Here is a 23,823-nt window from a genome sequence, read left to right as displayed (position 1 = left end):
ACAAAAAAAAACCCACACGACCGGAACCCCTAAGGTCCGGTCGTTTTTGTTTATCCTATTTCTGAAACGCGCCTTTTTCGCGCATCAGATCCATGATTTCACTCACCGTGTGGTTGTTGTCCAGAAGGGACATAATCTCTTCTACGTGTTCTTCCGTAAGTCCGGTCGCCTGCAGGCTTTCCCGCAGCAGCACGTCATTGGTACTGCGGAAGTAGCTCTTCAACGTGCGCGATACGCGCCCCTCCAAATTTGTGCTCAGCAGCAGCTCTGTCGTTGACATGTATTTCCACCTCTTTATTATGAACTGTTGTATCTCCTTATTATAAACGATCCCTGCCGGTTGGCAATCATGCCTTTCGGGAATGGCTCCGACACTTCTCTAGATTCCCGGGGCCAGTGTCCGCTTATGCTCGGAGATGCGGTGCAGGTGCAAAATGCGCTCCTTCGCCTGAGGTGTGGTCTCGCCTGTGATCAGGAAACGGTCCAGCTCCTCGTACGTGAAGCCCATCTCCTGCTCATCTGTTTGGCCGGCCCAGAGATCGGCCGACGGGGCCTTAGTGATGATCGACTCCGGCACGCCCAGTTCTGCAGCCAAAATGCGGATTTCATGTTTGGTCAGACTGGACACCGGGTTGATGTCCCCGAGGCCGTCTCCCCCTTTGGTCATGTATCCGATGTACAGTTCGCTGTAGTTGCAGGTATCGACGACGAGGTATCCCTTCTCGTTGGCAATCGCGTACAGCGTGGTCATCCGCAGCCGCGCTTTCGTGTTTCCTTTGGTCTTGTCGTTAAACGCCATGACTTGGGACAGTTCTCCCATGATCGTCTCAAAAGTCGGGCCCAGATCCACCGTGACGAGGTTCAGGTCAATCGCCTCGGCCAATATGGCTGCATCCTCTGCATGGATGGACAGCGAATTGGCGGGCATCCATACGCCAATCACCCGCTCCCGGCCGAGAGCCCGCACGCAGAGAGCGGCAACCACTGCGCTGTCGATGCCTCCCGAGATGCCGACGACGGCGCCGCCCAGACCCTGGCCGTCGATCTGGTCGCGAATGAAAGCCATCCGCTTTTCCATGTCGCTCTTCACTGTGGCTTGATAGGTATGTAAATGCTGTTGAAACGTATCCATTGCCCTGCCCCCTGTCGATTTTCATTTCTGATTTTATCCTATCACTTGTACCGGATGGTGACAATCTGGGCTCAGTCCTCATCCAAAACAAGAACGCACGAACCGAAAAAAAAGATGGCTCCCATCCGGAACCATCTTTTGCGCGTTGGCTAACTGATTGCCTTATCAGTTCTCGTGTCCAACATCTTTTCCAAATCACGGACGTCCCGCTCCAACTCGAGGATGTCCTCTTCAATCAGCTTTTTCAGGTGCTGTTTTTCCCGCAGCACCTTGCGAGTTTGCTCTAAACGCTGATTCATGTCAAACACGCCGAGATACACGTACCTTCCCTCCCTGTTCCTATGTAACAGTACCTTTACTATAGTATTCGGGAAGGAAAATTTGTTGACAAGATTTTTCAATGTGATCGAAATTTGGCCAACTCCGCCCGCAAGCGGTACACTTCCTGCTGCAGAGCCTGTTTTTCGACACGGTCAATCTCCCGGTCCAGCTCGTCACTTTCGGTAAAATCCGGGAATTCCCGGCGGAGCCTGTCTGCCGCGAACGGATAATACGGCTCCTTCGGGACGATAAAGGAGAGCACAAAGTAGAAAAACACTGGAACAACGGTAAAGATCGAAACCACAACAAAGATCAAGCGAACCAGTGTCGCATCTATCTGCAAAAATTTGGCGATCCCACCGCACAAGCCGAAAAGCTTTTTGTCGTAACGCGAACGGTAGAGGCGGTTCATCAGCAATCCTTCCTTTCCACAACCGATTTCTCTTGTACCTTAAAGATACCCGAACAAGCTTGTCGGCCAAAACTGGCTGCGGAGGGATTTGTCCTCCGCCTCTGGACGGAGAAGAACGATGAAAGCTGCAGAATGAAAACGGCTCCCCGGGCTTACGCTAACAGGTGAGGTGATGTTTCATGAACGACCGCCGGTATTTTGCCTGTTTGATGGGTTTGGCCCTCGTTCTTTCCGGCTGCGGCACATGGACGGCGAAGAGCACGCGATACGATCAGGTGATCCATAGCGACCGTTCCTTTTACTTTAACCAGAGCGGCGTGCTGCCCGACCGCCCGGAACCCAACTTTACGCCGTACGGCACGCCGAGCAACTTCGGCACGAGCAGCCTGTACCAAAGAACGCTGCGCCTGGACAGTCTGTCTGATTACTCGGCGATCCGGCGGAAGCGGTGAGGCTGCATGCGGCATACGGCAGCCGCAGCCCATACCGCCTGCGCTGTAAGCGGGCTCTATTCATCCGCTCCGTCCCGCCCCTCGATCTGTCCGATCAGCTGAGCCATGTCCGGCGGCACTGGCTCTGTCAGCGTCAGCATCTCCTTTGAGCGCGGATGGCAAAATGACAACGCCGCCGCGTGGAGTGCCTGCCGGCTGATTCTCTCCCGGCTGCCGCCGTACAGATCGTCTCCTGCCAGCGGATGGCCCAGGTGGCTCAGATGGACGCGGATTTGATGGGTCCTTCCAGTCTGCAGCTGCAATTCCAGCCATGTCATGTCCTCTCCCCTTTTGAGCACCCGGTAATGCGTACGGGCATACTGGCCGTCCGGCCGCACTTCTCGCACGATGATCGAGTCGTCGCGCAGTCCGATCGGCGCCTCAACCATCCCCTGATCATCCTCGATCAGCCCCTCTGCGATCGCCTGATAGGTGCGCCTAAGCGTCCGCTCCCGCTGCATCCGGGCGAACTGTTCATGTGCCCACTGGTTTTTCGCGACGATCAACAGCCCTGATGTATCTTTGTCCAAGCGATTGACCGGGCGAAATTTCCGGCTTTCTCCCTTCGCCTGCCAATACGCCACTACCCCGTTGGCTAACGTGCCGTCTGGATGGGTTCGCGTCGGATGTACGACCACACCTGCCGGTTTGGCCAGAACTAACAGATCCTCATCCTCATATCGTATGGCCAGCGGCATTGGCTGCGGCACGAGCGTCTCTGCCTCCTCTGCCGGCAGGAAAAGCGTTACCTGGTCGCCTTTTTTCAGGTGCTCCGTGACGTAAGCAGCCGCTCCGTTCAGACAGATGCTGCCTCCGTATTTCGCACGTGTCAGCAAGCGCCTCGACACGCCGTGCGCTGACTGCAGCACATCGCGAATCGTCTTTCCCTCGTCAGCTTCTGTCGCCTCGAACTGCAGTAGCATGGCTGTCATCCCCCCTTTTCGGTCATGACCGTTTTGTGTTGTCGCATGCCGTTTATCCGAATATGTTACAATAGATTGGTCAAGAAAGTATCTTTTACAAAGCAAAAGAATTTATCCAACGGGGTGAGGTCTGGGTGATCGTCGTGAAGACAAAAGCAGAAATTGAATATATGCATGCCGCCGGCAAAGTGTTGGCCGCATGCCATCGTGAGATTCGAAACCGAATTCGTCCAGGTGTGACAACCTGGGAAATCGATCAGTTCGTTGAACAATTCCTCAAGCAGCACGGAGCAACTCCCGAACAAAAGGGGTACCACGGTTACCCGTATGCCACCTGTGCTTCCGTCAACGATGTCATCTGTCACGGCTTTCCCAACAAAGAACCGCTCAAAGACGGAGATATCGTGACCATCGACATGGTGGTGAACCTGAACGGCTGGCTGGCCGATTCCGCCTGGTCATATGCGGTCGGCAACGTTTCCGAAACGGCGAAAAAACTGCTCGACACGACCAAAGAAGCACTGTATCTCGGGATCAAGCAGGCAGTCGTCGGCAACCGCATCGGAGACATTTCGCACGCCATCCAAACCTTTGCCGAAGCCAATGGATTTTCCGTCGTCCGCGATTTTACCGGCCACGGCATCGGGGAAGAGATGCACGAGGATCCGTACGTTCCTCACTACGGCCCTGCCGGCAAAGGGCCTCGCCTGAAGGAAGGCATGGTGCTGACCATCGAACCGATGCTGAACACAGGCAGCTATCACGCCACCATCGACGACGACGGCTGGACGGCCCGGACGATCGACGGCGGCCTGTCTGCCCAGTACGAGCACACCATCGCGATCACCGGCGACGGACCGCTGATTCTGACGGAGCAGTAAGATTCGGCCAACAGACAACAAGCCTCTCCTTGCGCTGCAAGGAAAGGCTTGTTTGTTTCTCCGCAAAGAAGTTTACTTCGCAGCTTTGGCCGCTTCGATAGCTGCCTCGTAGTTCGGATGCTGGCCAACTGCAGGAACGTACTCAACGTAGACGACGTTGTCGCTGGAATCGATGACGAATACAGCACGGGACAACAGGCGCAGTTCTTTAATGGCTACACCGTAAGCGAGACCGAAGGAAAGGTCGCGGTGGTCGGACAGCGTCTGCACCTTGTCGATGCCGGCAGCGCCGCACCAGCGAGCCTGTGCGAACGGCAGGTCGACGGAAATGGTCAAAATCTTGACTCCTTCCAGTTTGGCAGCTTCTTCGTTGAAGCGGCGGGTTTGCGCGTCGCACACACCGGTATCGAGCGAAGGCACTACAGAAATGATCCGTACGCTGCCCTTCGAATTGTCCAGCGTAACCGGGCTCAGGTTATTCGCCAGTACCGTAAAGTTAGGTGCTTTATCCCCTACCTTGATCTCCGGTCCGAGCAGGGTAACTGCTTGGTCTTTAAAAGTAACGACGCCTTGACGTTCTACTGTCACGGTAATTCCTCCTCATGGGTAAAGTATGTACACATTCCATCATACCCGATTTCCCTTTACTTTTCACTATCTGGATGCGTTAGGGCTCATTGGAGAAGGACTGTGTCAGTGCAGCGTGAAATCTCTTTTACCTCATGCTCGGACTCCCAGCCGGACTTCTCATTTAACTCACGGCAGCGCATCATGGCGTGATAGAGGGCGAAGACAAAGCTGACCTGCCTGAGTTCGTAACGGGTTACCATCACATCGGGGTCAAGCGTGTTGACGATCTCGATCAGGTAGGTTCCCCTCTCCTGCTTGCGGTAAGTGGGAACCACGTAGCCCATGTGCCGCAGGATGGTGCCGATGTCAAATATGCCGTTGTCGTCAAAGTCGTACGTGTCGTCGGAGAAGACCAGATGATCCAGCAGGTCGCCCAGTTTCATCAATTCCAGGCAGGCCGGCTTCTCCATCGACAGTACGGAGCCGTCATTATTGACGAAGTAGATTTTCCCGCGATAGGTGAAGATAAACTCGTCCCTGGGCAACTCGTCCGAAAACAGCCAGTGCCTGGGCGGGATCAACAGCCGCCAGATCTCGGCGGCCTCTTTTTCCATCAGTTGCATGCGAACCCTCCTTCCCTAACTACCATTCTCGACGAAGGATGGGAGCGGTATTCAAGCGGGCGGAAAGAGCAGGACCACCCATTTGATAAAATAGGCAAACGGCCAGAGCAGCAGCTGGGCGATGAACGTACCCAGCAGGCGGCCGACGCCCAGTTGAAAGACGGCCGCTTTCAGGTCGCGCAGCGGCCTTTTTTCGATGACCACGTCATCCATCAGCTTGGCGCTGAGCGGGTCGACGAAGATCACCAGCAGGATCGTTCCGACGCCGTTGATGACCGAAGCCATCTGCTGGGCAAACGAACGAAACCCCGGGACCATCGCACCGGCCAGCAGCGCCGAGAGATTGGCGATCGAATAAAAGGAAAAAATGACGGCATTCATCAAGAGAAAGGAATACGTCAGATCGGCAGCCCTGATCTGCCGCCAATTGGCGCGAAAAGAAGGCAGCCAGAATTGAGAGGGAAGCTTTCGCAGCGTGCGGAACAGCCCCTCTTGAAAGACGATTTTCGGCACGCTCCCATGCTGGTCCAGCTTTAATGTCCCGATCGCCAAAATCCGCGCGACAGACGGTAGGATCAGCATCCCCACGACAATCCCGCCGCTCATCGACAGCAGGACAAACCGGAGTTGGAAAAACAGCTCATCCGTTCTGCCCAGGTGAATGGCGCGGTCCAGCATCCAGCCCAGGACCAGCATCTGGGCCATCACAGCGAACCTCGAGAAAATCACGAGAATATTAAACAGCGAGCCGGATGCGCCGACGCGGCGGGTGCGGGCGGCGGACAGGCGCGCGGCATATGAGACGGTGTCGATGCAGCTAATAAGCGCAGTCATTGTGATGACGATCAGCAATTCCATAATTCTCGTACACTCCTACCTAAACCAAGCATCTGATGTCTCTCAAACGAACAATCACTAGTGTACCATATTTGCGCTTTGCATTTAGTCTCCAGTTCTTCCCCATTTCGGCGAATAGAAAGCAGCGCCACATCATTTATATCTTTATCCGGTAAAAATACTGGGAAAACGGATGAAAAATGTTTCGATTTTATGTATATTTGAACTATACAAAGAGATTTTACACCTCAAAAGACGGAGAGCCAAGGGGGAGAAAACCATGCAGATCAGAAAAATCAACAGACTGCTCGTCGCCAATCGCGGCGAAATTGCCATCCGAATTTTTCGGGCTGCAACTGAGCTCGGCATTCGGACTGTCGCTGTCTACTCGGAGCAGGACAACACGTCGCTTCACCGTTTTAAAGCTGACGAGTCTTATCTGGTCGGTGCAGGGAAAGGACCGATTGAAGCTTACCTGGACATTGAAAGCATCATCGAGATCGCCAAGCGCAACGACATTGACGCGATTCACCCCGGCTACGGCTTCTTGGCAGAAAATGCCGAATTTGCCCGTCGCTGCCAGGAGGAAGGCATCATCTTTATTGGACCCGCCTCTGATTTGATTGAAAAGTTTGGCGATAAGGTGGCGGCTCGCAACCTGGCTGTCGAAGCCGGCGTCCCCGTCATCCCGGGAACTCCCAAACCCATTGAATCGCTGCAAGAGGCGATGCTGTTCGCCAAAGAACACGGCTACCCGATCATCATCAAAGGCGTCTCAGGCGGCGGCGGCCGCGGAATGCGGATTGTCCGCAGCCAGGATCAGCTGCAGGATGCGCTTGACCGGGCGCGTTCGGAGGCCCGCTCCTCCTTTGGCAACGCCACTGTCTATTTGGAGCGTTACCTGGAGAACCCCAAGCACATCGAGGTGCAGATCATCGGCGATCAGTACGGCAATGTCGTCCACCTGTTCGAGCGGGATTGCTCTGTGCAGCGCCGCCATCAAAAAGTCGTGGAAGTAGCGCCCAGCCTGGCATTGTCCGATGAACTTCGCGAATCGATTTGCCGCTCTGCGCTCACCTTGATGAAGCAGGCCGGCTACAGCAATGCCGGAACCGTCGAATTTTTGCTTACTCCTGATCAGAAATATTATTTTATCGAAGTAAATCCGCGAATTCAAGTTGAACATACGATTACCGAATTAATCACAGGCATCGACATCGTCCAGACGCAAATCCTCATCGCGGAAGGACATGCCTTGACAGATCCAAAAATTTCCATAAATTCCCAGGAAGACGTAAAGATGAGCGGTTACGCCATCCAGTGCAGGGTGACGACAGAAGACCCGGAAAACGGCTTCGCCCCCGATACGGGACGTATTCTGGCCTGGCGCGACGGCGGAGGCTTCGGCGTTCGTCTGGACGGAGGTAACGGGTATCCCGGCGCCAATGTCACCCCTTACTACGACTCGCTGCTTGTGAAAATATCGACTTATGGAGACACCTTTGAACAAGCATCGCGAAAGATGCTTCGCACCCTGCGCGAATTCCGCATCCGCGGTGTCAAGACCAACCTGCCGTTCCTGGAAAACGTCGTCACCCATCCCGACTTTTTAAGCGGCAGCTACGATACGTCGTTCATCGACACCAAAGCGGAGCTGTTCGTCTTCCCTGGACGCCAGGACCGCGGGACGAAGCTGCTTCACTACATCGGCAACACGCTGGTCAACGGTTATCCGGGACTGCCGAAACATGAGAAAAAGCCGCACTTCGACTACCCGCGCATCCCGCGAACCCCGTTCTCGCAGCCCTATCCCGAGGGAACGAAGCAGATCCTGGAGCGGGAAGGCGCCGACGGGCTCGTCAAGTGGATCCAGGCGCAAAACAAGGTGCTGCTCACTGACACCACCTTCCGGGACGCCCATCAGTCGCTGTTCGCCACCCGCGTCCGCACTTACGACCTGGTTGCGATTGCGGAAGCGACAGGCAAAATGGCCCACGACCTCTTCTCGCTGGAGATGTGGGGCGGCGCCACCTTTGATACGAGCATGCGCTTTTTGCGTGAATCCCCTTGGGACCGGCTTGCCCTCCTGAGGGAAAAGATTCCGAACGTCCTGTTCCAGATGCTGCTGCGCGGCGCCAACGCCGTAGGCTACACCAACTACCCTGACAACGTGATTCAAGCGTTTGTCAAAGCGTCGGCGGAGCACGGCATCGACGTCTTCCGGATTTTTGACAGCCTCAACTGGCTGGAAGGCATGCGCGTCGCCATCGATGCTGTCCGCAACACCGGCAAAATCGCCGAGGCGGCGATCTGTTACACCGGAGACATCCTCGATCCGAACCGGACGAAGTACTCGCTCGGCTACTACGTCGATCTGGCGAAGCAGTTGGAAAAGGCAGGAGCCCAGATCCTCGCGATCAAAGATATGGCCGGCCTGCTCAAGCCCTATGCCGCCTATCAGCTGGTGAACGCGCTGAAACAGGAGATCGGCATCCCGATCCACCTGCATACCCACGACACGTCCGGCAACGGCGCGGCTATCCTGCTGAAGGCTGTCGAAGCGGGAGTGGACATCGTCGACGCCTGTGTCAGTTCCTTGTCCGGCCTCACCTCGCAGCCGAGCATCAATGCGCTCATCGCCTCCCTGGAGCACAACGAACGGGAGACCGGCCTCGATCTGGCTGCGTGGAACAAGCTGTCTGACTACTGGGGGGACATCCGACCCTACTATCAGGGCTTCGAGAGCGGCCTGAAAGCCAGCAACGCTGAAGTGTACGTGCACGAAATGCCGGGCGGCCAGTACTCCAATCTGGAGCAGCAGGCAAAAGCTGTCGGTCTGGAGGGGCGCTGGGACGAAGTCAAGGCGATGTACACGACGGTAAACCGCATGTTTGGCGACATCGTCAAGGTAACCCCGTCTTCCAAAGTGGTCGGCGACATGGCCCTGTTTATGGTGCAGAACAACCTGACGGAAGAAAACATCTACGAAAAAGGGGAGCGGATCGACTTCCCCGATTCCGTCATCCAGTTCTTCCAGGGGTATCTCGGACAGCCGCCTGGCGGTTTCCCCGAGCGTCTGCAGCAGGTTGTCCTGAAAGGGCGCGAGTACTTTACCACCCGTCCGGGAGAACTGTTGGCGCCTGTCGACTTCGCCAAAGTGCGGGAAGAAATATCGGCCAAGATTGGACGGGAGGCCAGCGAGCTGGATGTTCTCTCCTACATTATGTACCCGCAGGTATTTTTGCAGTACGACCAGAGCTTGAAGGAGTACGGCGACCTCTCTTACCTCGATACGCCTACCTTCTTCTACGGCCTGCGTCCCGGCGAAGAGACTGCCGTCAGCATCGAACGAGGCAAGACGCTGATCATCAAGCTGGTTGCGATTGGCGATCTGCAGCCTGACGGAAAGCGGATCATCTACTTTGAATTAAACGGACAGCCCCGGGAGATCGTCGTCCGCGACCAAGCGGCACAGGTGACTGTGAAGCAAAGAGTCAAGGCCGACCCGCAAAACCCGAACCAGCTGGGCGCATCGATGCCCGGCAAGGTGCTGAAGGTGCTGGTGGAAGTCGGCGACAAAGTGCGCAAAGGAGAACACCTGCTGGTCAGCGAAGCGATGAAAATGGAAACGACCCTGCAGGCACCGTCCGACGCCAAGGTAAAAGCCATCAACGTCAAGGCTGGCGATATGATCGAAGCCGGCGATCTGTTAATGGAACTGGAATAACAAAAAGAGAAATCCCGGAGCTTTTTTCCGCTTCCGGGATTTTCTCTCACATTTTATTCAAAAAATCATCAATGTCGCCGTGCTCGGGAACATCGGTTACGATGTGTTTCGCCGAACTTCCCTGGTTGTTTTTGTTATTGGAGAAGGCGCTTTGGATTTTGTCGATCAACTGTGGGACAGAGTCCAAAATCCGATCGTACAAGTGGGTCGTATTTTCCAGCGGGATGGAACGGACGCCATTTTTGCTGACGACCAAAAAAGCAACAGGTGTGATGGAAACACCGCCGCCGCTCCCCCCGCCAAACGGATGCTCCGAGCCCCCTGACGAGCCCGAACCGGATCGCTCGTTAGCGTATTCAAACTCGCTTCCTCCCGAAGCAAAGCCAAACCCTACTTTGGAAATCGGCAGGATGACACTCCCGTCAGGCGTTTCCACGGGATCACCGATAATCGTGTTAACATCCACCATTTGTTTCAAGTTCTCCATGGTGGTCTTCATTAAACCCTGTATGGGATGGTCTGCCATGAATGATACCTCCTCTGTAATACACTCTAAGCTAATCATGTCGTATAGGTAGTATCATTCCCTCGGCACATCATTTTAATGAATCATGCCGTATTTTTGCTTAGTGCCTAACCGGCGTTCTCCACCGAACTCTCACATAAACCGCGCCAGCTCCTGTTTTCGCGTATATATCGCCTGTACGGCTTTCCCACATTGCTCCCGCCCCAATTTCTCACATAAAAGCGTCACGAATTCAGCAGTGCCCACGTTCTCGATCGGAACCCACACAGACTTATCCCCGTCTTTTAAAACGATGCACCCGCCAAAAAAACTTGTGTAATCAACTTCCTTGATGTCCGAAAAGCGGATGGATTTTTTCCCATACCATTTATAGGAAGTAATGGCCGCCTCACTAATAACGATTTTGGAAAGATGAAGTGCCAAACAACCCAACCCCAAAAACAGGGCAACAGTGAGGATGAGCGCGAACTGGATTTCGGTAAAAGGGTCATCGGAGAACAACGAGATTAACACAAGCGAAATCATGAAGAATAAGGAGACAGAGAAAGTGCCCCATTTGATCATGCCCCCCTTAACGAGAAGCATCTCTCCCGTCTGATTTTTTTTGGCAGGCTGAAAGGGACACCCCAATAGGTATCTAAAAAATTTTCTGCGTAAATAGGTTTCCATTGACTGCTTCTCCTTTGGTCTTTTCTATAGTCATCGGATAACCAGGATTCGCCTTTTATAGTGAATGATTCCTATATTTTAAAATGAAAAAATGGCACCACTAACGGTGCCATTTTTTTACTGCGAATTTAACGTTCATTCAGCCTCGCCCATCGATCTGATCAGATTGGCCATCTCGATGGCGCTTACCGCCGCTTCCCAGCCTTTATTTCCCGCTTTCGTCCCGGCGCGCTCGATCGCTTGTTCGATCGAGTCTACCGTCAGCACCCCAAAGATCGTCGGAACCTCTGCTTTCAAGGCGATGGCCGCCACTCCCTTGGCCACTTCACTGCTGACGTAATCAAAATGCGGGGTTGCACCGCGGATCACGGCCCCCAATGTGATCACCGCGTCGTACTTTTTGCTCGTCGCCATTTTCTGGGCAATCAGGGGGATTTCGAAAGCTCCTGGAACCCAGGCTACTTCGATTTCTTCCCTCTCCACGCCGTGCCGCTTCAGCGCGTCCAAGGCACCTGAAAGCAGTCTCCCGGTGACAAATTCATTAAAACGTCCGACGACAATCCCAAACTTCAGTCCGCTTCCTACCAGTTGTCCTTCGTAGATCTTTTTCACGTGTATCGCTCCCTTAGTGCAGATTCAGCATGTGGCCGAGTTTTTCTTTCTTCGTTTCCAAGTACTTTTCATTGTTTGCGTTTGGCTTGATCTGAATCGGGACCCTTTCCGTCACTTCCAGCCCGTATCCTTCCAGACCTTTGATCTTCTTTGGATTATTGGTTAACAGGCGCATCCGGCTGATCCCCAGGTCGCGCAGAATCTGAGCGCCGATGCCGTAGTCCCGCAAATCGGCCGGAAAGCCCAGCTTTTCATTCGCTTCCACTGTGTCATATCCCATCTCCTGCAGTTGATAAGCCCGCAGCTTGTTGTGAATGCCGATTCCTCGCCCCTCCTGGCGCATGTAGAGAAGCACCCCTCTGCCCTCCTCGGCGATTTGCCGCAATGCCCCCTGCAGCTGCGGTCCGCAATCGCATTTTTCGGATCCAAAAATATCTCCAGTCAAGCATTCCGAGTGCACCCGGACCAGTACAGGCTCGTCTGTATGGACGTCGCCCATGACGAATGCTACATGGGCTTGACCGTCCACGGCATTGCTGTAGGAAATCGCCTTGAACTTGCCGTAGGCCGTCGGGATGTTTGCTTCCGCCTCCCGCTTCACCAGTTTTTCCATTTTTCTGCGGTACTGAATCAGGTCGGCGATGGTGATCAGCTTCAGATTGTACTCCCGCTTCATCTCGAGCAGATCGGGTACGCGGGCCATCGTTCCGTCGCTTTTGATCACTTCGCAAATGACGCCGGCAGGATAGGCGCCGCACAAGCGGGCCAAATCGACTGCCGCTTCCGTGTGTCCGGCCCGCCGCAATACCCCGCCTTTTTTGGCGACGAGCGGAAAGATGTGTCCCGGACGGCGAAAATCCTCTGCCGCCGACTGCGGATCGATCATCGCTCGAATCGTCTCGGCCCGTTCGAATGCGGATATGCCGGTCGTCGTGCTGACGTGATCGATAGAGACGGTAAAAGCCGTCCCGTGAGCGTCCGTGTTCTGACTGACCATCGACGGCAGGGCGAGCTCCTGTGCTTTCTCTTCGGTGATGGGGACACAGACCAGTCCCTTGCCGTGGGTAATCATAAAATTGATCACCTCAGCGTTGGCTGCCGACGCGAGAGCTACCAGATCACCTTCGTTCTCCCTGTTTTCGTCATCGACGACAATGATCACCTTTCCGTTCCGCAAATCTTCCAAGGCTGCTTCTATCGTATCGAACATATTCAAAAAGCTCCCTTCGTTGTCAGATAAACCCATGTTCTTGCAGAAACCGTTCGTCGAGCCGGGGCTTCTTCTGCCGTTCCTCGCGATGAAGCAGGAAGCGCTCCATGTACTTGCCGAGCATGTCGCATTCCAGATTGCTTTTTTCCCCCGGCAATTTCGCGTGAAGTGCCGTCTTCGCCAACGTGTGCGGGATGACAGAGATGCGAAACTCTGCTTCCCCTACATCCATCACGGTGAGACTGATACCGTCAAGGGCTACCGAGCCTTTGGGCAGAATGTATTTCAACAGCTCTTCCCGTTCAGGGGCAAATGACAGGATCAGAGCGCTGCCTTCCTGTCTTCTCCCGGTCAGCACGGCCGTGCCATCGATATGTCCCGTGACAAAGTGGCCGCCAAAACGCCCGTCAGCCCTCATCGCCCGTTCCAGATTGATCGGGTCGCCCGTCTTTAATTGGGACAGATTGGTGCGGCGGACGGTCTCCGGCACGGCGTCAGCCGTAAACCCTTGTTTATGAAAAGAAGTAACAGTCAGACAAATCCCGTTGACGGCAATGCTGTCGCCAAGCTGTACGTCTTCCACAACCCTCTGGGCTAAGATCGCCAATTTGCAGGCTTCCGCTGTGGTTGAAACGGATTGTAATGTGCCAATTTCCTCAACAATGCCTGTAAACATAACTGGTCCACCTCTCTTCTCAAACCTGCTGTGAGTGGTAGACGGGATAGCCTGTAAACCGCATATCCTCTCCTACCTGCTGGTACGAAATCTGCCGAAATGTTACAGCCTGGCTGATCAGCGGCACTCCTGCCATTTTCCATGCCGGCGGCGCGGTTTCGCCCCCTACGATCTTGGGCGCAATGTATACAATCAGTTTGTCGACGAGCCGCGCTTGCAGCATGGCTCCCCCGAGAACCGCTCCTCCTTCGACCAATACCGAGCTGATGCCCCGACTTGCGAGCAGCTCCATCGCCTTTTGCAAATCGACGGGTGGAGCGTCATTCACCTCGACGACCTCCACTCCCGCTGCCTCCAGCTGCCTCCGCTTTTCCGCGGAAACCCCTGCTGTGGTCAGGACGAGCGTCGGAGCTTTCTTGTCCTGCACCACTTTGGCCCGGGGAGAGAGCCGCAGCGTCGAATCGACGACAATGCGTACAGGCTGCAATCCTTCTACTTTCATTCTCGTGGTCAATTCCGGATCGTCCTTTTCCACCGTGCCGATTCCCACCACTACGGCATCGTGCTGGTGGCGCAGACTATGAACCTCGGCCCGGGAAGCTTCTGAACTGATCCATCGGCTGTCCCCGCTGACCGTTGCTATCTTCCCGTCCAGCGTCATGGCCGCCTTCAAGGTGATAAACGGCATCTGCCGGGTGATGAACTTGTGAAACACTTCATTCATCTGTACGGCTTCCGCCTCCAAAAGGCCAACTTCTGTCTCGATGCCTGCCTCGCGCAGACGCTGAACGCCTTTTCCGGCGACAAGCGGGTTGGGATCCAGGGCGGCGATCACCACCCGCTTTACCTGTTCGCGGATGATGCGTTCCACGCAAGGAGGAGTCCTGCCATGGTGACTGCAGGGTTCCAGGGTCACGTAAAGCGTGCAGCCTTTTGCATGGCTTCCTGCCATGTTGAGGGCATGCACCTCGGCATGTGCCTCTCCCTGCCGCATATGTGCGCCTGTGCCGACGATTCTTCCGCCATTCACTGCGACAGCCCCTACCAGGGGGTTGGTTCCCGTCTGTCCTTTCATGCTCTTTGCCAGTGTCAATGCTAGCTCCATGTAGCTTGTTTCATCCATAAACCCGCTCCTTTTTGTCAAAATAAAAAGCCTTGGAATGATACTCCAAGGCCTGGAACGAGGAATTTAGGTAATAGGAAACAAAGCCCCTAAACCTGGTTTAAGGACACACCTATACCATGACTCCTTCTCCCATCCAGACTGTACTGTCGGCTCTGGATTCGCACCAGATCCTGCACCCTGCCGCTTATGCGGACGAGGGGCTCGCGGGCTTACACCTAAGTGATCACCGCCGGTCGGGAATTTCACCCTGCCCTGAAGGAATGCATACTTTGATTCAATTGACACTCTACCATTATACAAGAAGCTCCTCAAGTTTGGCAAAAATGAAGTGCTGCCTGCAGCTCGTCATGCCCTTGTCGAGGCAGCCTCCCATTTGCGCTGGCGTCCTTTTCTTAATTTCAACATGATCCGAACTGCTGCTGCGGCGGCAAAAACTACCCGGAACTGCAGCCTGCAGGTAAACCGCGTGCGAACCGCTTTCGTGTCCCAAAGCGGCTGTACGCTGATGCGGGGTACCGTATACATCGTCAGGTAATGGGAGAATACCGATACGATGATGCTCTTCACTCCGTAAGCCAACCCTGTCAGCACTCCGGTAGCAGCTGCGTCCCCCGCTCCCATAACGGTGTTCCACTCAATCTGCTTGCAGTACACCCGCCGCAGCATTTGTCTGACGATCGGCTGTAAGTCGTGGATCTGCTCCAGCCAGTAGTGGTATTGATGCGACCATTTTTGTACGGTTTCCCAGCCGATCACCTTATGGCGGTGTTTTTCATGTTCGTCTCCCACCCTTGCGACGATTTCCGGTTGAATGTCATCCATGTGAAACTTGAGAATCGGCACTTCTTTTTTCACTCGGATCAAACCAAACCAAGCCTTAACCTGCACGACGAGATGGTCGTTGTCTTCTATGCGCCGATACGTAATCTGGATGTGAAGCGGAGTAAGTATGATGAGAACCAATAGACCGATGATTCCTGCCAGCAGCCACCAACCAAACAAACGAAATCCCCGCCTTTCGTCCCTTAGTATGAGTCGAAAGAACGGGGAATATGTTCCATTTTTATATACTTCTTCCTTGGTGAGCCACGCCAGCGGACATTCCCATATCCTGTCTGACTTGTTGCGGATTCGTGCCGGCAAAACCGGGTTGGAAGACGGAATGGGCACCGTACGACAACTGCGGGATCTGCTGTTGCTGCTGCTGCTGATAGCCTCCCATCTGCTGTTGACCGTAGGCAAACCCGCCGTCACGGGCGATATCCTGCCTGATTTGCTGCGGATAAGATCCGGCAAAATTCGGGTGGAAGATCGCTTCGGCTCCGGCTGCATGCATATGGGTTGCCTGCTGCCCAAAGCCGCCCATCTGACCGTAGCCAAATCCGCCTTCGCGGCTGATGTCCTGCCTTACCGCTTGAGCATTCGTCCCGGCGAAGTTAGGCTGGTAGATCGCCTGCACACCGCTTGGATAGGCCTGATGCATCATATGCTGCTGGGGCGCATGCTGCTGGTAACCGCCCATCTGGCCGTAGCCAAATCCGCCTTCGCGGCTGATGTCCTGTCTTACCGCTTGGGCATTTGTCCCGGCGAAATTGGGTTGGAAAATGGCTTGAGCGCCGCCCGAATAGAAATGCTGCGGGGCATGCTGCTGGTAGCCGCCCATCTGGCCATAACCAAATCCGCCTTCGCGGGCAATATCCTGCCTTACTTGCTGGGTGCTGGTTCCGGCAAAATTGGGTTGAAACATCGCTTGGGCTCCGCCGGAAATGCTGCTGGTTCCTTGCGTGCTAGGATAGTGTGTGTACATGTTTTTCGCCTCCTGGCTGATATTGTCTTCGAAAAACAGCTTCTTATTCAGGTAATTTCCCCCATTCTTTCAAAAGGAAAAGCACCGGCAAAGGTGCTTTCCCCTTCATCCAGCTATTCGGTTGTCCTTATTTGCCGGCAAGTTGTTGTTCAGCGAAAGAAACCAGGCGCTTGGTGATTTCTCCCCCAACGCTTCCGTTTTGGCGGGAAGTGGTGTCAGCGCCCAATTGTACGCCGAACTCCGAAGCGATTTCGTACTTCAGTTGATCTAAAGCCTGGTTTGCTTGGGATACGAGCAGACGGTTGCTGCGTGCCATTTACATACATCTCCTTTATAAGTTATATGAAAGGTAATCTATTGATTAACGAGCCAACTGTTGTTCTGCAAAGCTTACCAAACGCTTCGTAATTTCTCCCCCGACACTTCCGTTCTGGCGGGAAGTAGTGTCAGCGCCCAACTGTACGCCAAACTCTTGAGCAATCTCATACTTCAGTTGATCCAGAGCCTGATTCGCTTGAGGTACCAAAAGGTTGTTGCTATTAGCCATCTCTCAATCACCTCCTCTGTAAGAATACTGTTTGCGAAGAGGATGCCATTTATGCGTTATAGTCAGGTTGAAATTTTTTACATTATTTTTGTGAGGATTTCCTCGGCGGCCTGGTAGGCTGAATCCGCTCTCCCCAGCTTTGCTGTTCGCTGGGCAACTGATTGCCAGCGCTCCCTCTCCGCCTGCCATTCCCCCAGAATAGAAGCGATCTGTTCAAGCGACTGCGCCTCTTCGGCAACGCCGCACGCCCGCAGGAAAGCGCTGTTTTTTTTCTCCTGGCCGGGCAGCGGCTGATACAAGAGAAGCGGCTTGCCCATGGCCAGCGCCTCCGAACAGGTGAGTCCGCCCGGCTTTGTAATGATCACATCTGCCGCACCCATCCACTCCCAAATCGCTTCTTCAAATCCGAGTATCCGCACCGTATGGCCAAAGGCAGAACGGCTTTTTTCGACCGTCTTTTGCAATCGCGCCAGCAGGCCGGTATTCTTCCCGGTGATCGCGATAATTTGCAGGGGCGTCTGAAAGTGCAGCAGACGGGCCAACACCGGTTCAAAATTACTGCATTTCCCTTCCCCGCCCGTCAGCAAAACCGTAAAGCGCTCTGGATGCAACCCCAACTGATTGCGCCATTCCTGGTTGGGACGCAGTCGTGCCGTCATAAATGCCGGCCGGATGGGGATACCGAAGCTGTAGATCTTCTCCGGGGCAACGTGAAACAGCCCGGATAGCTGCTCTGCTACTTGTTCATGGGCAACGAGGTAAAAATCAACGGCCGGATGCACCCAAAAACGGTTGACGTGAAAGTCAGTGACAACGCACCCCAGGCGGAACGGCTTTGCCAGTTTTCGTTTTGCCTCTGCCAAAGCAGGCAGACAGTAGGCGTGGGTGGCAATGACCACATCTGGCCCTGTTCGGATCAGCTTGTCGTACAAACGTTTAGATAACGAGACGGCAAGCGGTTTTTGCAGAAGCAAGGCTAAGGCATTGCTGTTGTCGTAGATACGCTGCCATAGCGAAGGCGTGTTGCGCAAGCTGTTGTAGTAGGTGATACGGGAGAGGCTGCGCAAGAGTGGACTGGCTGTCGCCAAACCTCCAACCACTCGTACATTTGCCTCGGGTGCTTTGTCTTGAAACGCCTGCTGCAGCGACAGGGCTGCCATCTGGTGACCGCTGCCGGCCCACTCTTCCGTGCAGATGAGAATATATGGTTTCATAGCACCTTTACCTCTGACGCCGTCGGTAAATAACGACGGAGCAGTTCTTCTTTTGATATGTAGACCCGTTTCAGCGCCGGCTCCTGCTGCCCTTTGCGAACGCGTTTTCTTCCCTCCGGATGGAGGATGCTCAGCATGAGTTTGAGGTACCAGCGCTTGTAACGAAAAAACCAATTGATCGGAACATCAGAGACGTTAAAGCCGAACGGCTCCACGCCCCTATACAACAATGTGGTTCCAACGAGCCCCTTTACTTCTGCCGCTCTCGGATGCTCTGCCAGCAGCTGTGCCAGCTGCGGGAGCGACTGCTGACTGTACCGGCGCAGCAACAACGCCAATTTGACATCGTTATTGATTCCGTAAAACAGCTTTGCCAGCAAATAATTATGGATATGGAGTTTGAGGATGAGATCTCCAGGGACTATTTCCTGATGATCCGCTGTAATCAACGGTTCTCCCTGGTACCGGAGCAATACGTAGCGAAAAATGTTTCGTCCCTTGTCGACATACTGCAGTCTCGTACAACGGTGGTAAAGCGTATCCCATATTCCCCACAGCGCCAATATGCCGGAATTCATTCACCCTTTTCCTTTCTGCCGAGATTCATACACGGTAGTATTCCCTTTCGCAGACTGTTTGCATGCAACAGGGACGTTCGTCCAACGCCCCTTGGGATCAGCCAAATCTCCTCTTCACCTTTCCGATCAACAACACCAAAATGACTGCCGTCTGTGGAATCCAGGATGTCGAGTATGGAATCATTTCCTTAAACCTCCAGAAAAACGGATCATCCAGCAGCATTTCTACGGCCGTATACGCCAAGATGCCTGACCCGATGTACACGAGAAACGAAAAGCGGTTCATCAATCGCGCAACCAGCGAGCTGCCCCACATCAATAAAGGAATACTGAGTCCCAGTCCGAATACTACTAACCATGGATTACCATGAGCCGCTCCGCCAACGGCAAGGACGTTGTCCAGACTCATCACAAAATCAGCCAGAATGATGGTTTTGACCGCCTGTCCCATTGTTTGGCTAAAGGTGACTTCCGTGGTTTCTCCCCCGTCTTCGATTAACAGCTTGATCGCAATCCAGAGCAGAAGAAGACCCCCGATGGCCTTGATCAGCGGAATATTCAACATCCACGTAGCCATCCCAGTCAGCACGACTCGCAGCAAGACGGCTCCCAACGTACCGTATTGGACGGCGCGTTTGCGCTCCAACGGGGGAAGCCCGCGGCAAGCCATCCCGATGACGACGGCATTGTCGCCGCTCAATACCAGGTCGATTACAAAAATATTGAAAAAGGCAATCCAAAAGTCCCCGTTCATTCCATCCTCCCGGAAAATTGGGCTTGTTTCATTGTATGCCATAGTTAAGAGGGACATGCCAAATGGACTTTTCCAGAGTTGTCAGGCGGGAATCGAGATTTTTTGTCGTAATTTGGAAAACGATTTTTGACTAAAAACCGGGAAAGATTCTTGCAATTATAAAATTGGTTTAATACGATAAATGAGGGGGAGGACGCGATGATCGACACTAATTTGCTTAATCTCGAGGAAATCTCGGAGAAAATTATCACCTTGAATCCTACCATCACGAAACGTTGGCTTCATGAAGTGAAAGAAAAAATGATCGAGGTTACGATCCCGATCGAATTTGCCGAGGGTCGGACCCTTTTGATCGCTCGTTCTCTCGTAGAGGATGTTCAAGCCGAACTGCAAGCTTGGTCGCTCGACATGGGGGTTTGGCTGCGTGCCAAGCACTATCCTCTCTCTTCTATTCTTCGCAGTTTCCAACTGTTTCGAAATGTTTTTTGGAATGTCCTGCGCCCTGCCCTTCCCTCGTTGACGCTTACGCAGCAGGAGACGATTTATCTGGAAAAACGCATTGGCGAGGCAATTGATGAAAGCCTTTACTGGGCCGTCTATCATTTTGAACAATTAGTCAATGCAGAATTGACACAGAAGGAAGAAACGATCACCTATCTACATAACGACAAATTGACGATACTAGGCAAGCTGGCTGCCAACATGGCACACGAATTGCGGAATCCGCTGTGTGCAATTGAAGGTTTCCTGAAGCTGATTCAGGAGTCTACGCAAGGACAAAAGGATCTGGAATCCTACATACACGTCATCATGCATGAATTCGACAATCTTCATCGGCAAATCACCGGCTTTCTCAGCTTCTCCAAGAAACCAATTCTCGACGAAGTATTTAAAAAAGTAGACCTGAAGCAGCTGTTAAACGAAGTTGAGGTATTGATCACGCCACGGCTGATCGCCGAGAACATCATCCTTGAGCGGGATATCGACGACTGTTCGCTATACTGTTACCAGGAGGGGTTAAAACAGGTCCTGGTCAACCTGTTTAACAATGCGATCGAAGCCGTTCAGTTGCGAGCGGACAAGCGTATACGCATCACCTCCGGCTGCACCGATGAAAAGGTGACGATTGTCGTAGAAAACAACGGCGAGCAAATCCCTGACGAGATCGTGGGGCAGCTGTTTCATCCCTTCTTTAGCACCAAAGACAACGGAACCGGCATCGGTTTATCCATCTGCAAGAACATTATTGAGAAGCATAACGGAACCATCCGCTGCCACTCATCGTCAGAGTCGACCAAATTTACGATTACCATCCCGCATTTGGACGGGGAATAAACATGCATATAGCGTCCCGAATCTCCTGCATTCGGGACGCTATTTTTTTGTCGATCGGGATGAATGCCCGTAAATAGGCCTTTACCCAACACAAATAAATAGGGATAAACGTACAGTGGTATTGGATGGTTAGATGACTATTGATAAGGAGGTAAATTAAGCTTGTATTCTCAATTTAAGGCATGGCGACCGTACGTAAGCCCGTTCGATCCTTGTCCGCCGGTGTTGGTTAAATGGTATTCTACGCCGCCGCAGCTGTATATGGGGTTTCAGCCGCCTGATTTACCGCAATTTTCCCCCTTTGAAGCTTTGAGAAACGGTGTACTCTGGCCCGCATTGTTCAGTCCGTATAACGGGCGCAATGCGATTCAAGAAATGAGGGATTGTTAATGAGCGATCAAAGACAGGTTGACGAGCGGTACTATAAATTGCTGGAGGAAATACAGGCGTTGGATTTTGTCCTGGTTGAACTGAATCTGTACCTTGACACCCACAAAGGGGATGCTCAAGCGGTCAAACAGTACAATCAGTTTACGGAAAAGCGCTGGAGATTGGTCCATGAATTTGAATCCTGCTACGGGCCGTTGATGAACTTCGGCCACAGCTTCTCCGGTTTCCCGTGGCAATGGACTGACACTCCCTGGCCCTGGCAAGTATAACGCTATAAGGAGGAGTAAAACATCGTGTGGATTTACGAGAAAAAATTGCAATATCCGGTTCGCGTCAGCAAATGTGACCCCAGGATGGCCAAATTTCTGATGGAGCAGTACGGCGGTGCAGATGGAGAATTGGCAGCCGCACTCCGTTATCTGAACCAGCGCTATACGATTCCTGACAAGGTGATTGGCCTGTTGACCGACATCGGAACAGAAGAGTTCGCCCATCTGGAAATGATCGCGACGATGGTTTACAAGCTGACAAAAGACGCTTCTCCGGAACAATTGGAGGAGGCCGGCTTAGGGGCGCATTTTGCCAACCACGACAGCGCCCTCTTCTACAGCAATGCCGCAGGCGTTCCGTGGACCGCGACCTACATTCAGGCCAAGGGCGATCCGATCGCCGATCTTTACGAGGATATTGCCGCAGAAGAAAAAGCCCGCGCCACCTACCAATGGCTGATTGACATGACTGACGACCCGGATCTGATGGACAGCTTGAGGTTCCTTCGCGAGCGGGAAGTTGTACACTCGCAAAGATTCAGGGAGGCTGTCGAAATATTAAAAGAGGAGCGTGACAGGAAGAAGATCTTTTAAGGGCACACCTCGCAGCACTCCGCAGGGCTATCCCCTAACCGGAGTGTATTACATAGACCACAGGTATTCTCCCTATTGCACAAAAAATACCCAGATTTTTTCAAGTCTAGGTATTATTCTCAAGTTGCTTCCTATATTTCTTCCTGATGCAGGGAGCCGAGTCCTCTTTCGCCTGCCGAAAAGGCTTAAGCAAGTCATAACCACCGGCTTAGCCGGCGGCTTCCATTAGCCCTATAAGGGCATGTTACAAGCAAGCACCTCAAAGGTCTGCCAACCGCGTGTTGCCTCGGGCAGCCCCTGAAAAGGGGCTCCTTACCTGCCCTTTTTCACCGACTCACCCGTAAACGGGTCGATCAGCTCTTTCATCGTTAACTGTTCATAGTTCTTGTCCTCCACTAATTGGTTCCGAATATATTCCTCAATTACCTTTTTGTTTCTGCCTACTGTATCTACGTAGTACCCTCTGTACCAAAATTGACGGTTTCCATATCGGTATTCCTTTTAAGTAACCCATGAACTCGGACACGCTTAACTTAGGCGGAATACTCACCAACATGTGAATATGATTCACGCAAGCTTCCGCTTCGATGATCTCCACTCCTTTTCGTTCGCATAACTCCCGTAAAATTCCCCCTATCTCTCTCCTCAATTTCCCATATATCACTGGGGGTTTTCTTATACAATAAAAAAACCTTGATTTCTCAAGGTTTTCATGCTTTTATGGAGCGGGTGATGGGAATCGAACCCACGCGACCAGCTTGGAAGGCTGGGGTTCTACCATTGAACTACACCCGCATATGATGGTGCCGAGGACCGGACTTGAACCGGTACGGGAGAAACTCCCGACAGATTTTAAGTCTGTTGCGTCTGCCTATTCCGCCACCCCGGCAATTATGAAACATAATGGTCGGGAAGACAGGATTCGAACCTGCGACCCCTTGGTCCCAAGCCAAGTACTCTACCAAGCTGAGCTACTTCCCGAATTAGAGGTAAAAACGCGTGAGACGCAAAGCACGCTCACTGTCGGCTAATATATAGATGGCGTGCCCTGAGAGATTCGAACTCCCGACCTTTTGATTCGTAGTCAAACGCTCTATCCAGCTGAGCTAAGGGCACTTATAAGTTAAACGGGAAGAGACCCATTTGCTATTTAATAATGGAGCGGACGACGGGTCTCGCTTCTTACTGGCAACACTACGTCGATTTACTTCGGAGCGCAGCCAGATGTGCAGTACCCGAGCGCTGCTTCTTGAAATGCTTCGAGGGTGAACCCGGAACGGGTGAGAGACCCTCAGCAGTTTCAATAATGGAGCGGACGACGGGTCTCGCTTCTTACTGCCAACACTACGTCGATTTACTTCGGAGCGCAGCCAGATGTGCAGTACCCGAGCGCTGCTTCTTGAAATGCTTCGAGGGTGAACCCGGAACGGGTGAGAGACCCTCAGCAGTTTCAATACTGGAGCGGACGTCGGGTCTCGACCCCGCGACCTTCGCCTTGGCAAGGCGACGCTCTACCAATTGAGCTACGTCCGCAAAAGAAAGATGGTGCGGTCAAGAGGACTTGAACCTCCACGGTGTTGCCACCACTAGAACCTGAAT

28 protein-coding genes, 5 tRNA genes, 1 pseudogene and 1 riboswitch are annotated in these 23,823 nt (G+C 53.2%); of the genes and pseudogenes, 7 read left to right on the top strand and 27 right to left on the bottom strand.

Features of this window, described 5'->3' with window-relative positions:
• Positions 1-55: 55 nt before the first annotated feature.
• The 4 genes from ACI7RC_RS17955 to ACI7RC_RS17940 all read right to left on the bottom strand — a co-directional run bounded on the left by ACI7RC_RS17955 (position 56) and on the right by ACI7RC_RS17940 (position 1,865).
• The gene (locus tag ACI7RC_RS17955; protein ID WP_408109584.1) at positions 56-280 is read right to left on the bottom strand and encodes a hypothetical protein; all 225 of its coding nucleotides are present in this window, start codon (positions 278-280) and stop codon (positions 56-58) included.
• Between the two features lie 99 nt (positions 281-379).
• On the bottom strand, positions 380-1,132 hold the full coding sequence (gene nadE, locus ACI7RC_RS17950; protein ID WP_408109583.1) for an NAD(+) synthase: 753 nt from the start codon (positions 1,130-1,132) through the stop codon (positions 380-382).
• Positions 1,133-1,281: 149 nt separating this feature from the next.
• On the bottom strand, positions 1,282-1,452 hold the full coding sequence (locus tag ACI7RC_RS17945) for a hypothetical protein (protein ID WP_408109582.1): 171 nt from the start codon (positions 1,450-1,452) through the stop codon (positions 1,282-1,284).
• 77 nt (positions 1,453-1,529) lie between these two features.
• Positions 1,530-1,865, bottom strand: coding sequence for a PspC domain-containing protein (locus ACI7RC_RS17940; protein WP_408109581.1), 336 nt, complete (start codon positions 1,863-1,865; stop codon positions 1,530-1,532).
• 179 nt (positions 1,866-2,044) lie between these two features.
• Between ACI7RC_RS17940 and ACI7RC_RS17935 the strand changes: the two genes are divergently transcribed.
• Positions 2,045-2,317, top strand: coding sequence for a hypothetical protein (locus ACI7RC_RS17935; RefSeq protein ID WP_408109580.1), 273 nt, complete (start codon positions 2,045-2,047; stop codon positions 2,315-2,317).
• Positions 2,318-2,373: 56 nt separating this feature from the next.
• Here ACI7RC_RS17935 and ACI7RC_RS17930 read toward each other — a convergent pair whose 3' ends face one another.
• Positions 2,374-3,288, bottom strand: coding sequence for an RluA family pseudouridine synthase (locus tag ACI7RC_RS17930; RefSeq protein WP_408109579.1), 915 nt, complete (start codon positions 3,286-3,288; stop codon positions 2,374-2,376).
• 125 nt (positions 3,289-3,413) lie between these two features.
• Between ACI7RC_RS17930 and map the strand changes: the two genes are divergently transcribed.
• The gene (map, locus tag ACI7RC_RS17925) at positions 3,414-4,160 is read left to right on the top strand and encodes a type I methionyl aminopeptidase (RefSeq protein WP_408109578.1); all 747 of its coding nucleotides are present in this window, start codon (positions 3,414-3,416) and stop codon (positions 4,158-4,160) included.
• Between the two features lie 72 nt (positions 4,161-4,232).
• Here map and tpx read toward each other — a convergent pair whose 3' ends face one another.
• The 3 genes from tpx to ACI7RC_RS17910 form a co-directional block, all read right to left on the bottom strand.
• Positions 4,233-4,754, bottom strand: a complete 522-nt coding sequence (gene tpx / locus ACI7RC_RS17920; protein ID WP_408109655.1) for a thiol peroxidase — start codon at positions 4,752-4,754, stop codon at positions 4,233-4,235.
• 80 nt (positions 4,755-4,834) lie between these two features.
• Positions 4,835-5,353 (bottom strand): hypothetical protein, encoded by a 519-nt coding sequence (locus ACI7RC_RS17915; RefSeq protein ID WP_408109577.1) that lies wholly within the window; start codon positions 5,351-5,353, stop codon positions 4,835-4,837.
• A 51-nt stretch (positions 5,354-5,404) separates the two neighbouring features.
• Entirely contained in the window at positions 5,405-6,211 is an 807-nt protein-coding gene (locus tag ACI7RC_RS17910) for a lipid II flippase family protein (RefSeq protein ID WP_408109576.1), read from the bottom strand.
• Positions 6,212-6,470: 259 nt separating this feature from the next.
• Here ACI7RC_RS17910 and pyc point away from each other — a divergent pair, with 259 nt between their 5' ends.
• Positions 6,471-9,917 (top strand): pyruvate carboxylase, encoded by a 3,447-nt coding sequence (gene pyc, locus ACI7RC_RS17905; RefSeq protein ID WP_408109575.1) that lies wholly within the window; start codon positions 6,471-6,473, stop codon positions 9,915-9,917.
• 46 nt (positions 9,918-9,963) lie between these two features.
• Here the strand turns inward: pyc and ytfJ are convergent, their stop codons facing one another.
• The 13 genes from ytfJ to ACI7RC_RS17840 form a co-directional block, all read right to left on the bottom strand.
• The gene (ytfJ, locus tag ACI7RC_RS17900) at positions 9,964-10,443 is read right to left on the bottom strand and encodes a GerW family sporulation protein (protein WP_408109574.1); all 480 of its coding nucleotides are present in this window, start codon (positions 10,441-10,443) and stop codon (positions 9,964-9,966) included.
• 132 nt (positions 10,444-10,575) lie between these two features.
• Entirely contained in the window at positions 10,576-11,112 is a 537-nt protein-coding gene (locus tag ACI7RC_RS17895; RefSeq protein ID WP_408109573.1) for a hypothetical protein, read from the bottom strand.
• 135 nt (positions 11,113-11,247) lie between these two features.
• On the bottom strand, positions 11,248-11,724 hold the full coding sequence (ribH, locus tag ACI7RC_RS17890; protein ID WP_408109572.1) for a 6,7-dimethyl-8-ribityllumazine synthase: 477 nt from the start codon (positions 11,722-11,724) through the stop codon (positions 11,248-11,250).
• A 13-nt stretch (positions 11,725-11,737) separates the two neighbouring features.
• Positions 11,738-12,934, bottom strand: coding sequence for a bifunctional 3,4-dihydroxy-2-butanone-4-phosphate synthase/GTP cyclohydrolase II (locus ACI7RC_RS17885; RefSeq protein ID WP_408109571.1), 1,197 nt, complete (start codon positions 12,932-12,934; stop codon positions 11,738-11,740).
• A 22-nt stretch (positions 12,935-12,956) separates the two neighbouring features.
• Positions 12,957-13,610 (bottom strand): riboflavin synthase, encoded by a 654-nt coding sequence (ribE, locus tag ACI7RC_RS17880; RefSeq protein ID WP_408109570.1) that lies wholly within the window; start codon positions 13,608-13,610, stop codon positions 12,957-12,959.
• Between the two features lie 19 nt (positions 13,611-13,629).
• The gene (ribD, locus tag ACI7RC_RS17875) at positions 13,630-14,733 is read right to left on the bottom strand and encodes a bifunctional diaminohydroxyphosphoribosylaminopyrimidine deaminase/5-amino-6-(5-phosphoribosylamino)uracil reductase RibD (RefSeq protein WP_408109569.1); all 1,104 of its coding nucleotides are present in this window, start codon (positions 14,731-14,733) and stop codon (positions 13,630-13,632) included.
• A gap of 120 nt (positions 14,734-14,853) precedes the next feature.
• Positions 14,854-15,000, bottom strand: a riboswitch (FMN riboswitch).
• Positions 15,001-15,081: 81 nt separating this feature from the next.
• Positions 15,082-15,738 carry a DUF2953 domain-containing protein gene (locus tag ACI7RC_RS17870; protein ID WP_408109568.1) on the bottom strand — a complete coding sequence of 219 codons (657 nt, stop codon included), beginning with the start codon at positions 15,736-15,738 and terminating at the stop codon, positions 15,082-15,084.
• 61 nt (positions 15,739-15,799) lie between these two features.
• Positions 15,800-16,543 (bottom strand): hypothetical protein, encoded by a 744-nt coding sequence (locus ACI7RC_RS17865; RefSeq protein WP_408109567.1) that lies wholly within the window; start codon positions 16,541-16,543, stop codon positions 15,800-15,802.
• A 127-nt stretch (positions 16,544-16,670) separates the two neighbouring features.
• Positions 16,671-16,859, bottom strand: coding sequence for an alpha/beta-type small acid-soluble spore protein (locus tag ACI7RC_RS17860; RefSeq protein WP_408109566.1), 189 nt, complete (start codon positions 16,857-16,859; stop codon positions 16,671-16,673).
• A 45-nt stretch (positions 16,860-16,904) separates the two neighbouring features.
• The gene (locus tag ACI7RC_RS17855; RefSeq protein ID WP_019123491.1) at positions 16,905-17,090 is read right to left on the bottom strand and encodes an alpha/beta-type small acid-soluble spore protein; all 186 of its coding nucleotides are present in this window, start codon (positions 17,088-17,090) and stop codon (positions 16,905-16,907) included.
• A gap of 77 nt (positions 17,091-17,167) precedes the next feature.
• On the bottom strand, positions 17,168-18,304 hold the full coding sequence (locus tag ACI7RC_RS17850; protein WP_408109565.1) for an MGDG synthase family glycosyltransferase: 1,137 nt from the start codon (positions 18,302-18,304) through the stop codon (positions 17,168-17,170).
• Complete coding sequence (locus ACI7RC_RS17845; RefSeq protein WP_408109564.1) at positions 18,301-18,882, bottom strand: YkoP family protein; 582 nt, start codon at positions 18,880-18,882, stop codon at positions 18,301-18,303. The genes ACI7RC_RS17850 and ACI7RC_RS17845 overlap by 4 nt, the downstream gene beginning before the upstream one ends.
• A gap of 97 nt (positions 18,883-18,979) precedes the next feature.
• Positions 18,980-19,636 (bottom strand): TerC family protein, encoded by a 657-nt coding sequence (locus ACI7RC_RS17840; RefSeq protein WP_408109563.1) that lies wholly within the window; start codon positions 19,634-19,636, stop codon positions 18,980-18,982.
• A 198-nt stretch (positions 19,637-19,834) separates the two neighbouring features.
• Between ACI7RC_RS17840 and ACI7RC_RS17835 the strand changes: the two genes are divergently transcribed.
• The 4 genes from ACI7RC_RS17835 (at position 19,835) to ACI7RC_RS17820 (ending at position 22,224) form a co-directional block, all read left to right on the top strand.
• Entirely contained in the window at positions 19,835-20,971 is a 1,137-nt protein-coding gene (locus ACI7RC_RS17835) for a sensor histidine kinase (protein WP_408109562.1), read from the top strand.
• A 162-nt stretch (positions 20,972-21,133) separates the two neighbouring features.
• On the top strand, positions 21,134-21,361 hold the full coding sequence (locus ACI7RC_RS17830) for a spore coat associated protein CotJA (protein WP_408109561.1): 228 nt from the start codon (positions 21,134-21,136) through the stop codon (positions 21,359-21,361).
• The gene (locus ACI7RC_RS17825; protein ID WP_408109560.1) at positions 21,361-21,630 is read left to right on the top strand and encodes a spore coat protein CotJB; all 270 of its coding nucleotides are present in this window, start codon (positions 21,361-21,363) and stop codon (positions 21,628-21,630) included. The genes ACI7RC_RS17830 and ACI7RC_RS17825 overlap by 1 nt, the downstream gene beginning before the upstream one ends.
• Before the next feature lie 24 nt (positions 21,631-21,654).
• Positions 21,655-22,224 carry a manganese catalase family protein gene (locus tag ACI7RC_RS17820; RefSeq protein ID WP_408109559.1) on the top strand — a complete coding sequence of 190 codons (570 nt, stop codon included), beginning with the start codon at positions 21,655-21,657 and terminating at the stop codon, positions 22,222-22,224.
• Positions 22,225-22,536: 312 nt separating this feature from the next.
• On the opposite strand, the pseudogene tnpA reads toward ACI7RC_RS17820, so the two are convergent.
• The 6 genes and pseudogenes from tnpA to ACI7RC_RS17790 all read right to left on the bottom strand — a co-directional run.
• A pseudogene (gene tnpA, locus ACI7RC_RS17815) lies at positions 22,537-22,888 on the bottom strand (IS200/IS605 family transposase); the annotation flags it as partial.
• Positions 22,889-22,945: 57 nt separating this feature from the next.
• Positions 22,946-23,019, bottom strand: a tRNA-Gly gene (locus ACI7RC_RS17810).
• Positions 23,020-23,025: 6 nt separating this feature from the next.
• Positions 23,026-23,113: transfer RNA gene (locus tag ACI7RC_RS17805), tRNA-Leu, on the bottom strand.
• Between the two features lie 15 nt (positions 23,114-23,128).
• A tRNA-Pro gene (locus ACI7RC_RS17800) sits at positions 23,129-23,205 on the bottom strand.
• 58 nt (positions 23,206-23,263) lie between these two features.
• A tRNA-Arg gene (locus ACI7RC_RS17795) sits at positions 23,264-23,340 on the bottom strand.
• Positions 23,341-23,681: 341 nt separating this feature from the next.
• Positions 23,682-23,757: transfer RNA gene (locus ACI7RC_RS17790), tRNA-Gly, on the bottom strand.
• Positions 23,758-23,823: the final 66 nt, after the last annotated feature.

The sequence above is a fragment of the Brevibacillus sp. B_LB10_24 genome (genome assembly GCF_046036945.1).
Lineage (GTDB): Bacteria > Bacillota > Bacilli > Brevibacillales > Brevibacillaceae > Brevibacillus_C.
Note: the sequence above shows the minus strand (reverse complement) of the source record. Positions and strands in the feature narration are given on the sequence as shown.